The sequence below is a fragment of the Nitrosomonas limosa genome (genome assembly GCF_054188085.1).
The window spans coordinates 1,684,297-1,699,071 of record NZ_CM135180.1 but is presented as its reverse complement, the minus strand read 5'-3'; the positions used below and the strand labels follow the sequence as shown (position 1 = coordinate 1,699,071).

The 14,775-nt window shown below is 47.0% G+C and carries 12 protein-coding genes; 6 read left to right on the top strand and 6 right to left on the bottom strand.

All coding sequences use genetic code 11. The features are described from left to right. Positions 1–102: 102 nt before the first annotated feature. Entirely contained in the window at positions 103–825 is a 723-nt protein-coding gene (locus tag ACV7NC_RS07775; protein ID WP_458151956.1) for a hypothetical protein, read from the bottom strand. A gap of 430 nt (positions 826–1,255) precedes the next feature. On the opposite strand from ACV7NC_RS07775, the gene ACV7NC_RS07770 reads away from it, so the two are divergent. The 5 genes from ACV7NC_RS07770 to ACV7NC_RS07750 all read left to right on the top strand — a co-directional run bounded on the left by ACV7NC_RS07770 (position 1,256) and on the right by ACV7NC_RS07750 (position 5,708). Beyond that, positions 1,256–1,594 (top strand): HvfA family oxazolone/thioamide-modified RiPP metallophore, encoded by a 339-nt coding sequence (locus ACV7NC_RS07770; RefSeq protein WP_458151955.1) that lies wholly within the window; start codon positions 1,256–1,258, stop codon positions 1,592–1,594. Positions 1,595–1,606: 12 nt separating this feature from the next. Then, on the top strand, positions 1,607–2,467 hold the full coding sequence (locus ACV7NC_RS07765) for an HvfB family MNIO-type RiPP peptide maturase (RefSeq protein WP_458151954.1): 861 nt from the start codon (positions 1,607–1,609) through the stop codon (positions 2,465–2,467). Continuing rightward, positions 2,436–3,221 (top strand): HvfC family RiPP maturation protein, encoded by a 786-nt coding sequence (locus tag ACV7NC_RS07760; RefSeq protein WP_458151953.1) that lies wholly within the window; start codon positions 2,436–2,438, stop codon positions 3,219–3,221. Before ACV7NC_RS07765 ends, ACV7NC_RS07760 begins: the two co-directional genes overlap by 32 nt. A gap of 99 nt (positions 3,222–3,320) precedes the next feature. Next, a complete protein-coding gene (locus tag ACV7NC_RS07755) occupies positions 3,321–4,046 on the top strand; it encodes a sensor histidine kinase (RefSeq protein ID WP_458151952.1) in 726 nt (241 codons plus the stop codon). A 21-nt stretch (positions 4,047–4,067) separates the two neighbouring features. Further along, a complete protein-coding gene (locus ACV7NC_RS07750) occupies positions 4,068–5,708 on the top strand; it encodes a response regulator (protein WP_458151951.1) in 1,641 nt (546 codons plus the stop codon). A gap of 22 nt (positions 5,709–5,730) precedes the next feature. Here ACV7NC_RS07750 and ACV7NC_RS07745 read toward each other — a convergent pair whose 3' ends face one another. The 4 genes from ACV7NC_RS07745 to ACV7NC_RS07730 form a co-directional block, all read right to left on the bottom strand. Then, positions 5,731–7,359 carry a multicopper oxidase family protein gene (locus tag ACV7NC_RS07745; protein WP_458151950.1) on the bottom strand — a complete coding sequence of 543 codons (1,629 nt, stop codon included), beginning with the start codon at positions 7,357–7,359 and terminating at the stop codon, positions 5,731–5,733. 188 nt (positions 7,360–7,547) lie between these two features. Beyond that, complete coding sequence (locus ACV7NC_RS07740; protein ID WP_458151949.1) at positions 7,548–9,269, bottom strand: flagellinolysin; 1,722 nt, start codon at positions 9,267–9,269, stop codon at positions 7,548–7,550. Between the two features lie 186 nt (positions 9,270–9,455). Continuing rightward, positions 9,456–10,823, bottom strand: a complete 1,368-nt coding sequence (chrA, locus tag ACV7NC_RS07735; RefSeq protein WP_458151948.1) for a chromate efflux transporter — start codon at positions 10,821–10,823, stop codon at positions 9,456–9,458. 60 nt (positions 10,824–10,883) lie between these two features. Next, on the bottom strand, positions 10,884–11,939 hold the full coding sequence (locus tag ACV7NC_RS07730) for an aminopeptidase (RefSeq protein ID WP_458151947.1): 1,056 nt from the start codon (positions 11,937–11,939) through the stop codon (positions 10,884–10,886). Between the two features lie 320 nt (positions 11,940–12,259). Here ACV7NC_RS07730 and ACV7NC_RS07725 point away from each other — a divergent pair, with 320 nt between their 5' ends. Then, positions 12,260–12,670 (top strand): DUF3579 domain-containing protein, encoded by a 411-nt coding sequence (locus ACV7NC_RS07725; protein WP_458151946.1) that lies wholly within the window; start codon positions 12,260–12,262, stop codon positions 12,668–12,670. Between the two features lie 31 nt (positions 12,671–12,701). Here the strand turns inward: ACV7NC_RS07725 and ACV7NC_RS07720 are convergent, their stop codons facing one another. Further along, entirely contained in the window at positions 12,702–14,747 is a 2,046-nt protein-coding gene (locus tag ACV7NC_RS07720) for a di-heme-cytochrome C peroxidase (RefSeq protein WP_458151945.1), read from the bottom strand. Between the last annotated feature and the right edge of the window lie 28 nt (positions 14,748–14,775).

Here is a 14,775-nt window from a genome sequence, read left to right as displayed (position 1 = left end):
TGCTTGTAGTGGCAACGGTGTGCGATTCTTGCAGACTGGATATTTTATCCAGTCTGGGCTGATTTATTTGATTTTGTTACTGAATTGGATAAGGAAGGCAATCTAGAAAAGACAACTGACTTTCTTAAGCAAGCCTTCTTCTTCCCATTTCCATTGCAGGCAGTATTCCGCTCCTCTTTTAGGATTTTCAACATCGGCTTCGATTCTTGTGTTTCCGGAGATTACGGGTGGTAACAATGCCTCTTCTTTGCCATTATGAATGCAGAAAAAGCGGGCGGTCGACAGCGCGCGTCCCGCAGGCAGTGCGACCGACAAATGGAGGCGGCGTGTATCGTCGTCGACGACATGGGTAAGAATCCCTTCGTTTTGAGTGAAAGCGCCTTCGTATTCGTAGGTGAGGGTTAAATCGGTACCGTCAGTAGCTTTTAGTCCGGGGGGGAACTTTACGCAAATCTGATAGTTTTCGCCTTCTTTTCTTTGTTCGGCCGGTTCGTTGTTATTGATGCGGAAATTGCTGATGCTGCCGATGGCGCGGATATTTTTGAACCAGTACTCCGAGTTGTCGCTATGGCACGCGGTGGTCATTTGTGTTTGTGTCAGCGTGGCTTTTTTCCCGCAGGTATCATGTACGGTCAGTAATTTTTTTAATTCCGGGATGGAAAATGCTAGTTTGTTTTGTCTGATTTGGTCGACAATCAGCAGCGCCGCACAGCTGGCAAAGATCAGCCCGATCACTGCGAAATCGGTTGCTAGTGCGACGAATACACCAAAAACAAGACTGGTTACATTGAGATAAAAAATAATCTGGTTGGGTTTGTCAAACATTCGGAACTCCTTAAGTTAGCAGGCGTATTTTTATAATAATTTTCGAAGCGCTGAGTTTATCAGAGAGGCGCATTCAAAAAAAGAAAGATAGGTTAGGGAAGCGCCGATTAATTGTTTGCGCAGACGGTTTGTTGTGCTGGATGGTTCTCAGAAACACGTCTATCGTATTGATATGTCTCGTTCCTTGTGCTCCCATCCGCCTTGCATCTGATCGTGCTCGGTGAATTAACTAGCATTATCCTTGAAAGGTGCCCGTCAGTAGAAAAATGTGTTTTGTACTTTAAATGCCGCTGGTATTGATACCGGAGATTGATACAATAACGCGATAGCGCGAGAAAGCTGCAGATTTTGAAGAATTGAACGAACTTTGTGTTAGTCCGGCGTTATTATTATCGATTGTCATTAATTTAATTTTTTATGGAGATTTAAGATGGCGAAAAAATCAATTAAACCAGTTTCACTTGCAGTCAGTGCCGCATTGATTACCAGTCTTGGCGCCGGCGATTTGTTGGCGGATAGCAATGCCAATCCGTTTGCGATGAATGAGTTATCTGGCGGTTACATGCAATTGGCCGATGCCAGCAGCGCCAATAAACCGGCGCAGGAAGGCGGCAAGGAATCCAAGCAAAACATGGAAGGTAAATGCGGCGAAGGTAAATGTGGCGGTAAAACTGAAATGAAGCAGAACATGGAAGGCAAGTGCGGCGGTAAAAAAGCCGAACAAGAAGGTAAATGCGGCGAAGGCAAATGCGGTTCTTCTAAAAAATAAGTGATGCAAACCATGAGCAGCCGATCATTTCCTGTTCATGGCGCGGGTCTGGGTCTGCGGCGTTCGATGTTGAGTTCGCTGGCGGATCAGGCCACGCAATCCGTCGTCGATTTCTGGGAAGTTGCACCGGAAAACTGGATCGGTGTCGGTGGCCGCTATGGTCACAAATTTCGAGAGTTAACCGAGCAATTTCCTTTTATCTGCCATGGCTTGTCATTGTCAATCGGAGGTCCGTCGCCACTTGATGAAGCTTTTTTGCACCGGCTTAAACGTTTCCTGAAAGATCATCATATCCGCATTTACAGCGAACATTTGAGTTATTGCAGTGATGACGGCCATTTGTATGATTTGCTGCCAATCCCGTTTACCGCGGAAGCTATCTATTATGTGGCAAACCGTATCCGGCAAGTTCAGGAAATTCTTGAACAACGTATCGCAATCGAAAATGTTTCTTATTATGCCGCACCCGGAAAGCAGCTTGAAGAAATCGATTTCATCAATGCGGTGCTGCAGGAAGCTGATTGTGACTTGCTATTGGACGTGAATAATATTTATGTCAATAGCGTCAATCATGGCTACGATGCCGAGGCGTTTCTACAGCGGTTGCCGGTTGAGCGTATCCGTTATATTCATGTGGCCGGACATTTTAAGGAAGCTGAAGATTTAATCGTCGATACGCATGGTGCCGACGTCATCGATCCGGTATGGCAATTGCTCGATAAAACCTATCAGCGTTTGGGTGTTATTCCAACCTTGCTTGAGCGCGATTTCAATATTCCACCGATCGCTGATTTGTTGCGTGAAGTGGCAACGATCCATTCGCTTCAAACCAAATGGCGCAATGAAACGGGCGGTTACTTACAACACGCCTGACCGGCCGGATTTTGTGCGCCAGCAATATGCCTTTGCAGCGCACATTCGTGATCCGGAAAAAAATCCGCATCCACAAGCCGTCGAGGCACGGCGCATGAAAATCTACTGCGAGCTGTTTTATAACAACGTGGAGGATTTAATTGCCAATACCTTTCCGGTATTGCGGAAGATTCTGCCGGATAATCATTGGTATGCATTAATCCGGGATTATTTTGCCAATCATGTGTCGCGAACCCCTTTGTTTCCGGAGATACCCCGGGAGTTTCTGAAATACCTCGAGTCTGAACGAAAGAACAGCGCTGACGATCCGCCTTTTCTGTTCGAGTTGGCGCATTATGAATGGGTGGAGCTGGCGCTTGCTATTTTTGATGAAAGCCTGATCGAGGTTGAAGCCGATGCTGCTGGCGATTTACTGGACGGAATCCCGGCAGTTTCGCCGTTAGCGTGGTTACTGTGTTACTCGTTTCCTGTTCACCGGATAACTGCGGATTTTCAGCCGGATAGGGCGGGCGCATCACAGACGAATCTGATCGTTTACCGGGATCGGGAATTCAATGTGCAGTTTATTGAGATCAATAAAATAGCAGCGCGTTTACTGCAGTTGATCGGTGAAAATAAAGTCAAGTCCGGGTTGATGCTGTTGCATCAAGTAGCCGCGGAAATGAATCATCCGCAACCCGAAACGGTTGTTCAGGGCGGCATTCAAATTTTGAACGATCTCAGGAAGCGCGGGGTGGTTTATCGTTTGCCATAGAACTCTCTGATTTTGATTGTAAAACTACAGATTCGATGTGCGCTGCCGTTAAGCTGCGTATGAAAAATGATGAGGACGTTGGTTTTACAGTATTTCAAAATGAGCGTATCTGAGAACAACAATCCGGACACTGGTAGTTTTTCCTCTGAACCGGATCTGATGAATTTCCTGGTATCTTCGATTCATGATACTAAAAATTCGGTGTGTCTGTTATTGAACAGCCTGGATAAAGCGCTGGCGAATGCCGATGCCAGGAAACTCGCCGCGCATACCGAACTGGTACGAGTGAATGCCGAAGCAAAACGCGTTAACAATAACCTGGTGCAATTGTTGACGCTCTATCAATTCGGACAAAGAGTCTATCCTTTGGATGTGCAATATATCAGTCTAAGGGATTTTATAAGCGGTATTGTTGCGCAATATTCCGATTTACTGCGATTTCGTGAAATTACCCTTGAAGCCCATGTAAATCCGGAGCTGCATTGGTATTTTGACGAGGACCTGGTTAATGCGGTTATCGGCAATGCCATCAATAATGCAATCCGTTATACCCGAGACCGTATTCGTATCGTCGCCGAAGCGAAAGAGGGGCAGTTGTTACTGAGCGTGGAAGATAATGGGTGCGGTTATCCGGTTTCAATGCTGCAGGATAACTATGGTAATTTCATTCACCGCATTGATCCCTTGGAGAATAGTACTGGATTGGGTTTTTATTTTTCAGCCAAGGTTGCACGAATGCACCGGAACCATGGCGTGGCGGGAAAATTGAAGCTGGAAAACGGGGGGCCTATGAAGGGCGCTTGTTTTCTCCTGTTCCTTCCTTAATAAATTTCAAGGTCTGAAAGCATGATTACAAGTCCTACCAATTTTTCTCCCGTTAGCTTGAATCTCTCCGGAAAAAATATTCTGATTGTCGATGACTATCAGGAAATGCGTACAATCCTGCGCGATATTTTGCGCAATCTGGGCGCCGATGTTAAAAAAATGCATATGGTTGCAACGGGTGAAGAAGCGATTGCAATTCTGAAGAAGGTGCGATTTGATGTGGTTTTGTGCGATCTGGTTTTAGGCGCGGGGAAAAATGGCCAACAAGTACTTGAGGAAGCAAAGTATCTTTCGCTCATTGGACCTTCTTGTTTGTGGGTAATGATTTCCGCGGAAAAAGCCGCAGAAGCTGTCACCGGTGCGGCGGAATTCCAACCCGATGCGTATTTGATTAAGCCCGTCACAGAAATGAATTTGTGCACACGGCTGGAAAAGATCTGCCTAAAAAAGAAAGCTTTTGCCGAAATTCACCAGGCGATCAAACGTTCTGATTATAGTGAAGCATTGAATTTATGTGATCAGAAGCTGGTATCCGATAAAGCGAATACGGCTGATTTGCTGCGTACGAAATGCAATCTGTTATGGATGACCGGGGAACTGGATCGGGCTCAAAATTTATTGGAAGAAATTCTTTCAAAGCGCGAATTGCCCTGGGCCAAAGTGGCATTGGCAAGAATCTTTCTGAAGAAAAACGAATTGAACCAGTCCAAGACGCTGTTGGAAGAGACCATTGAAATCAATCCCGCATATATTGAAGCCCATGATCTCTTGGCGCAAACGCTACAAGCACTGGATGATTTGGAAGGGGCCAATGATGTACTGGAACGTGCAGCTAAGCTGTCACCCAATTCTGTGAACCGGCAACAAAGTTTGGGGAGTTTGTCGCTAAAACTTGGGAAGTTGGAAAATGCCGAACGCGCTTTCCGGAAGAGCATCGCTCTGGGTGAGAATTCAGTACTGAAGAAAGCGGATAACTATCTGGGGCTGGTCAAAGTATGCAATGCAAAAAATAATCCCGATGAAGCGCTGCGGGTGCTGGGTCAGCTCACCAAGAATGTTAATGGCGATGACGTTCGCCGCAGGTCTTTGGCGGCTGCGGGATTAATTCATCATCAGAGGGGAGACGTGGGGAAAGCCGCGCAACTCGCTTTAGAGTTGGACCAATCGTTGCCTAACCAAGATGAGCGTGCTTTATCGAGCGAGGAATCGCTGGAGGTGGCTCATTTATTGCTGGTCGCCGGGGATAAGGAGAAAGCCATCCGGCTACTGCAAAGCGAAATCAAAAATAATCCCGAGAACCCGGCGTTGCATAAAGATGTTTCAAATATCTTCGAGCAAGTTGGCATGCAAGAGGAAGGCAGCCAGTTGATTGAGGCTACGCGCCAGGAAGCGATGCTGGTGATGAATCGTGGCGTGTTACTGGTTAGCAAAGGGGAATATGAGGAAGCACTTTGCGCGATGCGTGAAGCTCGTGCTGCAATGCCGTCCAATGTGCGGGTATTATTGAATCTGGCGCATGTGATTATTGCGTATATCCAGAAAAACGGCGCTGCACCCGACCTGGTTGAGGAAGCGCGCAACAGTCTTATGGCGGCAAACGAACTATCTCCGGGAGAGCCTCGCTTTAAACGATTGCTGGCTTCATTGAATGAACTCGTTTAGATTTGCCTCGCGTTAAATTCTCTCAGCTAACATAGAAATTCCGCATCATACCCATATCCTCGTGTTCGAGATTGTGGCAATGGTAAAGAAAAAAGCCTTTGAAATCATTAAACGGTTTGATTATCTCAATTTCTTCTCCCGGCATCACCAAAACGGTATCTTTCCAACCGCTGTTGATAAGCCCGTGTTTCACAGTTTCGTATCCGCTATCCTGATGAGCTTGCGTCCGGGATAGGATTTGAAACTGTTGGCCATGCAGATGGATGGGATGCGGCATCGACATCATCATCCCCATGCCTCCACCGCGTCCACCGCGGCGCATGCCACCGCCCATTCCCCGATTATCATGAAATATCTTAATTCTTTGAATGGAATTAACCGGAATTTGCTCGGATTCCATGTAATCGTACATATCGAATGTTCTGCCATTTAGCTGGAACGACATGTGCCGCATGCCGATAGCGATTGGAACGACTTTGTCAGGGTGGGTGAGGTCCTGAAGCGTTAAACGCGGTATGGGGATAAGTGTTTCCGGTAACTTCGGTGAATCGCTGATCTGCTCGGCGATCTGGAATTTTGCGATGGTGATTGTTTCATCCTGGCCAAAGGGAGCACCCATCATGCCCATTCCATCGCCTCCCATGCCACGGCGCATCCCTCCTCGCATGCCGCCGCCTCCCATATGAGAATTGGAGTCGCCAAAAGCCAGGCTTTGCAATCTAATGTCAGAGCCTGGTTTGCGGCCGCTGAAATCAATCCACAATTCTACGCGCTCAGCGGGGGCAAGCATCACGTAGGGTAAGTTTTGCGGCTTTTCCAGTAATCCGCCATCGGTTGCGATTGCAGTGATCGGAGTGCCGTCACTCCATGCGAGTTTATAAATCCGTGCATTTGATCCATTCAGGATGCGCAAGCGATAGGCTCTGGTTTTTACCGGAATGGAATAGTCTTTCTGTCCGTTTACGAGAATGACATCTCCATGAAATCCCCGCATTCTTTGGTGCATGCCTAGTATGTAGCGAAGCTGATTACCGCTGGAGAAGCTGCGATCCTGAATAATCAGCGGGATATCGAATTCGCCGCTAGGCAGACCTAATTTCCGTTCTTTCTCATCGGAAACCGTGATAAGTCCCGCTAAGCCTTGATAAACTTGCGGCGCGGTTAGCTCGTGGGTATGCGAATGATACCAGTTGGTACCGGCTGGATTGGTTACCTCGAATTCATATAAGTACTGTTCGTTCCGATGGATGGCATACATCGGGTGTCCGTCCATCGGTTGGGGAACATGCATGCCGTGCCAGTGCGTAATGCAAGGCTCCGGTAATTGATTGTTGAAATAGATCCGAACTTTCTGACCTTGCTCAAAATTGAGAACAGGACCTAAATAGCCAGGCAACTCTTTAAGCGTAGATGGGGGTCCTTTAAGCAGTTTGCCAGTGTATTTAAAAACATGCGTGAGCGGACCGGGTAATATGGAAACATCGGAAGTCTGCGCATTCAATGCAATTTCTACATCGGCCTTGAATGAAGGATTGGGCGTCATGTTACTTCCCTGTCGTCTCGCAAAACTCAATCCCGGGATTGTTGCGGCAAAAGTGCCTGCTGCTACATATTGTAGGAATTGACGTCTTTTATAATTGAAATTTGTCATGATTAGTTCCTCGTCCATCAGAGAGATAGCAGCGGTACGCGATCAACAATTCAATGCGTAATTTATCTGTGATACTGGAATTAGTGTATCAGTTCAAGCATGACAAGTAATCTACTTTATGCTTAAGTGATTGAGTGTAAAAAATTTTGAGGTTCAGGATCAGGGTCTCGGAAATCGAAACCGGTGGATTAAGAGAGGAGCGCTAACAACATTTGCGGGGAAGAATTCGCTTGTGCCAGCACCGCAGTGGCAGCTTGCTGCATGATTTGTGTTTTTGTAAGTGAGGTTGTTTCAACTGCATAATCGGTATCTTGTATTCGTGATTTGCTGGCAGTTGCGGATTCCACGCTGGTTTGATTGTTGGTAATGACCGATTGCAAACGGTTCAATTGTGCGCCGATTTTCGATCGCTCTTCGTTAATGTGATTGAGAGCCAGATCTACTTTAAAAGTCGTAAAACCGGCATTGTTGATCAAATCCAGATCTTGGATGCTGAGTGCGCCCGTGTTGACCGCTCCCATGCTGATATCCAGTGTTTCGGCTTTATTTGCACCGACCTGCAGACGCTTGTTGTTTCCGACTGCTGCTGCTTCGATATCTTCCCAGATTTCATTGAATCCGCTGGTCGGATTGGTTCCGCCACGCGAACCGGTATCGATGACAACGCTCTCGGCAGTTTTAACGGAGCCGCCATCGGCATTTGATCCGCCGATTGCTCCGGTATCACTGTCTGTAAGGTTCATACTTGAAATATAGGCCGCACCATTTGCGACAAAGTCTGCATTAAAAGCATCGGCATTTGCATATAAGCCGCCGGTAGCGGCGCTGATTGCATCATTTAAGGTGGCGCTTTGATTCTGGTTCAAATAAACCATGACATCTCTGATACCCGAACCACCGTTATCTTTAATGACCTGATGCAGATAGCGGACTGCTGTATAAGCGGCAGAATAATCATCCGATGATCCTCCCCACGATGCGCCTGCCGAACCAAAAGTCGCAGCTCTAGCCATAACACCGCCAATACCGACGCTGCTTATCGAAGCCTGCAAGCGCTCATCGGCGCCATGGATAAATTCGGCGGCACCTTCCAGAAACCAGGTTTGATCAACCGTTGGATTGAACATCGAGCCGATATTCATGCTGCGGTACATCACGGCGTGTACCATTTCATGCGCAATAATTCGATCATTGTAAAATGGCGCATTACCACCGTTTGGCAGATTGGCCGGTGTGAAATCGCTCATATCGATCTGGAGTTTGACGTCCGTTGCTTTGCCAGTATAGGTGCCTGGTATCGAACCAACAACCCGGGCCGCAGTGCCACCGGCGCCATCGGTGAATGTTGTCAATTCGATATTCATATCAGCGCCATCCGCCGAAATTCCGAAATACTGCTGTATCATATTTTCCGCTTCTTCCAGCCAGCCGTATTGTAGACCGTAGACGACAGCCAGCTGGTTAGAGTCTCCGAGAACGCTGCTTCCGGAAAAGTCAAAAATACTATCCCCGTTGAAGGTGCTGGTTGTCGAGACCTTTTCTAGTTCTTGAATTAACTGATTGGTTTCTTCCTGAAGCGCTTTCTTGTCAGCAAGGCTATTGGTTGAATTCGCGGCCTGGATGGATAATTCACGGATACGTTGCAATGCGGAAGTCATGGAAGTCAATGCGCCATCAGCTGTTTGTAACATAGAGATGCCATCATTGGCATTTCTGGTAGCTTGATTCAAGCCACGTATCTGGGCGGTCATTCGTTCAGAAATTGCAAGACCGGCTGCATCGTCTCTGGCGCTATTAATACGCATGCCGGATGATAGCCGCTCTAAGGAGCGACTCAAATCCGTGGTGGTTGCTGATAGATACCGTGAGGTATTTAACGCACCCAAGTTGGTATTAATGGATAATGACATTTTGTCTTAATAGTGACATAACAAATATTGCTAATTAACGTTACGTTATTTTGTTTTCTTTAGATTTGAGAGTTTCTCAATACACCGGCATCGATCGCGCAGCAATGGCGTGTCTTATAAAAGAGACACAATATTCCAGGAATTTATTCTGCAAATGCGGAAAAGATAATTGCGAATGCAACGAGTTTAATTACTCAAAAAATGAGTCATCAGAATGGAATAACCCAGTCCTGCGCCTGCGCAAGCGCCGATGACCGTAACCATTCCAATTTTATATTTGAACAAAGCGTAAAACGCGATGCCGCCAATCACGGCTGAGAACCACTCAAATGGTCCTCCAAAGCCGTTTGGCCAGAGCACATGGTAAGCAAAAAAAACCGCCAGATTTACAATAACGCCAACCACGGCTGCGGTGATACCTGTCAGCGGCGCGGTAAATTTGACATCGTGACGGGTAGCCTCGACTGCAGGAGCGCCCAATAAGATAAAAATAAATGAAGGCAGAAACGTAAAGAGCGTGGCGATCATTGCACCGGCAATCCCTGCTAGATATAACAGATCGGCTCCAAAAAGCGCTTTGGTCCAGCCACCGACAAATCCCACAAAAGCAACGATCATGATGAGCGGGCCAGGTGTGGTTTCACCCAAAGCCAATCCATCGATCATTTGCGTTGCGCTCAACCAAGCGTAATGCTCGACGCCTCCTTGATAAACATAGGGCAGAACTGCATAAGCGCCTCCAAACGTCATTAGCGCAGCTTTGGTGAAAAACCAGCCCATTTGTGTCAGCGTGCCGTTCCAGCCATATTGAACCGATAACAAAGCCATTACCGCAAACCAGATAGTGAGTCCAATCATCGCAAAAGCAATAAAACGGCTCCATTTAAAGCGAGCATGTTCGGGAACCGGTGTGTCGTTATCGATTACTGCGGGGCCGTAGCGATGGCTTGAATCGATGGCGTGCTTGCCGGCCTGAAATTTATCCGGCATGAAACGAGCACCGAAATAGCCAATCAATCCAGCAGACAACACGATGTAAGGAAAGGGAACATTAAAAACAAAGATCGCGACAAAAGCTGAAATTGCGATAACGCGTAGAAGATTGTTCTTTAAGGCTCTGGAACCGATACGATACGCTGCGAAAATGACAATGGCAGTTACCGCTGGCTTGATGCCGTACAAAATTCCGGCAACTGCTGGAATTTCGCTGTAAATTAAGTAGATCCATGTCAGAGCTATCAAAATAAACAGCGACGGTAATACAAATAATACGCCGGCAACAATTCCGCCCCAAGTGCCATGCATCAGCCAACCGATATAAATCGCCAGCTGCTGAGCCTCCGGGCCGGGTAGCACCATCGTATAGTTCAACGCATGCATGAAGCGTTGTTCAGAAATCCAACGCCGTCGTTCGACCAGCTCTTGATGCATCAGGCTGATTTGGCCGGCCGGCCCGCCGAAACTGATGAAACCAAGCTTAAGCCAGTATCGGAAAGCCTCCCAAAATGATACCGGCCCGGGTGGGGCAGGGGCATGTTGGGTCGTTTCAGACATTTAGATTCCTACAATGAGTTGTGTAATAACTAACAGAATAGAGTATCGACTGGCCGGGGATTAACGTTCAACGATCGTCCATTGCCGCTGGTCTTCAGAAGCTTTCTGTAAAACTGAATTTCTTTGTTCTTTTGGAAGTTTACTGATTTTTGTGACCGCATCAAAAAATTTATTCATGTCGCGGTCGTTTTGCACAAGAATCGCCTGAAATGCCGGCACCAATTGAGAGTAAATCGAAACCGTGGCCAGCAGCGCATTATTCAATGACTGGGAGAACCATGAATCATAGAGGCTGAACTCTGGATCACTTGTTTTCAAGTCAGAAAATTCAGCTCGCAATTCATCGAATATCCGTGCTTTTTCAGCGCGCTTTTCGGCTTCGCTGAGGTCCGATTGGAATAATTCCTGCAAATGTTTGCGATGTTTGAAAATCAGATTGGTGAAAATTGTTTCCCGTTCTCGACGAGCACTTAATGCTGATTGTTGCAATACAGTGCCGTTATGAGCGAACCAGCGCTGAATGCCTTCTTGTTCGACCGCTGTCGCAAAAGATTCGTTAAAGACGGTATCGCCGGGCACATAGACAACTTGATGCGCCAGCTCATGAAAAATCAACCGTGCGAGATTTATTTCAGAGTAGCTTATGAAAGTATTGAGCACCGGGTCACTGAACCAACCCAACGTGGAATAGGCGCGGACTCCGCCAACATGGACATCATAACCTTCATTTCTGAGTTCTTCAGCGTAACGTTCCGCCTTGGCTTGAGAGAAAAAGCCGCGGTAATTAACACAGCCGACTTTCAGAAAGCACCATTCTTTGAGCTGAAACGACAATTCCGGGGATGCGAAAACATTCCAGACAACAAAGGGGCGTTCTAAATTCGCATAACTGGTGTAACTCCGGTTATCCGGCAATTTTAATTCATGGCTCGCAAATTTCCGCAATTGAACAATTTTGGTTAGCGAATTTTTCAAATTCTGATCGGTATCCGGATTCTCGATAATAGTGCTGATCGGTTGCGCCCGGCGCAGAACTTCCAGATGTCCGTCGATCGCTTGCGCATAATAAGGAAGATTCGCGCATGCACTGAGCCAAGTAACGGAAGTCAGGGTCATGACAAATCTGAAATTTGTGAAGGTTCGGAATACCGCGTTCATGGATGTATACATGCTATGTAGTTAAAAAAATCGACATCTTAATGGGACATTCTAGCTATTTTTCAAGATTTCTTCTCAACCGGGGGAACGCACCCACTCAATTTTGTAGCAAGGTGGTTATCAGATTTTATTTTTCTTGATTAATTCCAAGTTTAGTTCCGCTTATTAAGCGCTATAAATATTTTACCGATATTGCCGAAATAAATATCCGTATTTAAAAGGAAATTTCAAGTAAATCTGTTTCCTTTCAAGTTTCTTGGATGCTATGTGTATTGACTATGAAAATAATGACAGAAGAATGGCTGATTTTAGGAATCACTTCCGAGGACCGGACATTCCGGCCCAGTGATTGGTCGGAAAGGCTTTGCGGAGCGCTTGCAAGCTATAACGAGAAGGGGCGCTGGGAGTATTCCGATTACGCGCAACCGGTAATCTACGAGGGCAAGATTGCTGTTAGAGTGCGAACTTCGTTAAGCATTATCAACAAAACGCATTATCAGTTCATTATGGATTTTGCGGCCAATAACCGGCTCAAAATTATTCCTGCTGGAAAAAGTATTTCTCTCGAAGACACTGTTGAAGAAACTATCGAACAAGCAGAAGTCGTATGGTCTTTAGGAAACTGGATCTTAGCGTTGCTACTGCATCAATGGAAAGTGCGATCGCTGTTCAAAAATTTACCCCGCTGAAAAAAAGCAACATCGCGATGTTGTAAATTTCTCAAAGCGACTTAAGGAACTCAATCAAATCCAATCGTTGTTCTTTATTCAGAGCTGGAAGCATGGAACCGTCAGGTAGCGGTGTCCGTCCGGATGCATACTCATGGCCCTCGTTATAATTGCCCCAAATATGGGTGCGGAATAGAAATCCTTGATATCCCGTTGTCTTAAAACCCACTTTTTCGGGATCGAATTCACGCGAACCGACCATAAATTCGTCAGGCCGATATTCACCGTCATCAGGATCGCCGGGACGCTTTTTAGGCAATAGCAAATCATAGAGCGTTGGAACAGAACCGTTATGCAAATAGGGCGCTGTCGCCCAGATACCGTTCAGAGGCCGGGCCTTATAGGCCATTGCGGATGCAAAAGGGGATACGGTGCTGTCGGGGGTATAGTTGCCAGTCTTTAAAGATGATCGCACCTCATTATCAAAAAAGGTGTAGGCGAAATCGAACGATCGCTCGAGCCATCGCCGGATAAACCATTTGTCGCTATCGGGGGTGGTAACGACGTTGCGGGTTGCAGCAGTGAGCAATGCCACGGCGGGTGCTTGTTGCTGCAATAAAATATTTCCGGTGCTGACATTCACATACTGATTTTTTAGGATGCCGCTATAACCGGCGAAACCTATGGCGTTTGTGGCCATTTTTGAATCTGTCCCAACCGAATGAACCGAGATCATTCGAGCGACAATCCGCCTTTCCGGGTCAGTGCGATTGATAAGGCTATGGCAGACGGCGCAGTACTCCGAATAAATTTCCGCGCCTCGAGCCATTCGTGTTTTGTCGATGTGCGGCAGGATATGCTCAGGCCATGACGGGGAAGTTAATTTGCGCAAATGATTTTCCACCCGGCGCAGATTGCGGATATCGATTGAGGACTGGAAGTCGATATGTTTAGAACCGAATCCTTGTCCGCCTAATACCGAAGATAAAGTGAAGCCGTCCTTTTCCTGCCAATCCAATGTCGCGAAAACGCCAATGACCTGCCCGGCGTTGCGAGCCATGGGTCCTAATCCGCTATTATCAACCCGGCCATTCCATTGGATATAGTCATGCTGCGGAACATCCCAGAGAAAAGGGTAACTGACAGGCGCATCGGCCGGGTTATAGATTTTGTTGCGTAGCCGGATCAATTGTTTGTCGGTTAAAAAATTTTGAGTTTTTTCTATCACGTGATCGCGATCTTGGCTGCTCAAAACCGGTTCGATATTGGACAGGACTGTTGCCAGTTCATCCTCGGACAGAACGTCAGCCAGCAACTCGCGTAGTTGCTGCGCGCTCATAATATGTTCCAACACACGATTATAAATACGTCCGAATGCATCCAGCCGGGCATAACCATAGCGTGTCAGCGGGCGTTTGCTATCTCGCGGTGAGTTGATGATGGTGTACGTTTTAATGCGCTGGGCGTATTTCTTGAGATCGGACAAAATATCGCTGGCGTTATCGTAGTGGTCTCGTTTCAACACATTCGCGACAAAACGATCCCGTTTTTCAGGATTTTCCAGAGTAACGTAAAGAGCGGCTGCCAGGTCTACCATGAAGGTTTCCATATCGGAATTTGCCGGTCCGCCATCGATACGTATTCCAGTACCCTGGAAATTGATTTGAGTGGTGTGACAAGCCGCGCAAGTGAATCCCATATAGGCTTTGCCTTGATATCCGTCACGTACCATACCGGCAGGGAGACCGTCCGGATTGCTGGCAGTTGGCCGCTGCGGAAGATAACCGTACCGATCCATATTTTCATTGCTGCGGAACAAAGCCGTAGAGTCCGCTTGCTCAAGCGCTAGAAAAAAACTATAAGGCAATAAATTGGAACCTTGGGTGACGCTGTAAAACCACAAGCTATCAGCGGCAGACCAACCTTGGTCGAGGTAGATCGTCTGCGAAAAGCGGCCACCGAATTTATCGGCGCCTTTTGTAACAGCACCGCGATCCGGGTCGGCATCACGTAATTCATACAACCGGGACGTGATCCCGGTCATTGCCCAGGCAATCGCCAATCCGATGAGAGCCGGGACTAAAAATTTCTTGCCCATTTGCAATTACAGTTTGCAGCGCTGAGAA

Bases quoted from the DNA above. Each gene is read 5' to 3' on its own strand.
- chrA (WP_458151948.1), bottom strand. From the start codon at position 10,823: ATGTCTGAAACGACCCAACATGCCCCTGCCCCACCCGGGCCGGTATCA.
- ACV7NC_RS07720 (WP_458151945.1), bottom strand. From the start codon at position 14,747: ATGGGCAAGAAATTTTTAGTCCCGGCTCTCATCGGATTGGCGATTGCC.
- ACV7NC_RS07745 (WP_458151950.1), bottom strand. From the start codon at position 7,359: ATGACAAATTTCAATTATAAAAGACGTCAATTCCTACAATATGTAGCA.
- ACV7NC_RS07750 (WP_458151951.1), top strand. From the start codon at position 4,068: ATGATTACAAGTCCTACCAATTTTTCTCCCGTTAGCTTGAATCTCTCC.
- ACV7NC_RS07755 (WP_458151952.1), top strand. From the start codon at position 3,321: ATGAGCGTATCTGAGAACAACAATCCGGACACTGGTAGTTTTTCCTCT.
- ACV7NC_RS07765 (WP_458151954.1), top strand. From the start codon at position 1,607: ATGAGCAGCCGATCATTTCCTGTTCATGGCGCGGGTCTGGGTCTGCGG.
- ACV7NC_RS07770 (WP_458151955.1), top strand. From the start codon at position 1,256: ATGGCGAAAAAATCAATTAAACCAGTTTCACTTGCAGTCAGTGCCGCA.
- ACV7NC_RS07730 (WP_458151947.1), bottom strand. From the start codon at position 11,939: ATGACCCTGACTTCCGTTACTTGGCTCAGTGCATGCGCGAATCTTCCT.
- ACV7NC_RS07775 (WP_458151956.1), bottom strand. From the start codon at position 825: ATGTTTGACAAACCCAACCAGATTATTTTTTATCTCAATGTAACCAGT.
- ACV7NC_RS07740 (WP_458151949.1), bottom strand. From the start codon at position 9,269: ATGTCATTATCCATTAATACCAACTTGGGTGCGTTAAATACCTCACGG.
- ACV7NC_RS07760 (WP_458151953.1), top strand. From the start codon at position 2,436: ATGAAACGGGCGGTTACTTACAACACGCCTGACCGGCCGGATTTTGTG.
- ACV7NC_RS07725 (WP_458151946.1), top strand. From the start codon at position 12,260: ATGAAAATAATGACAGAAGAATGGCTGATTTTAGGAATCACTTCCGAG.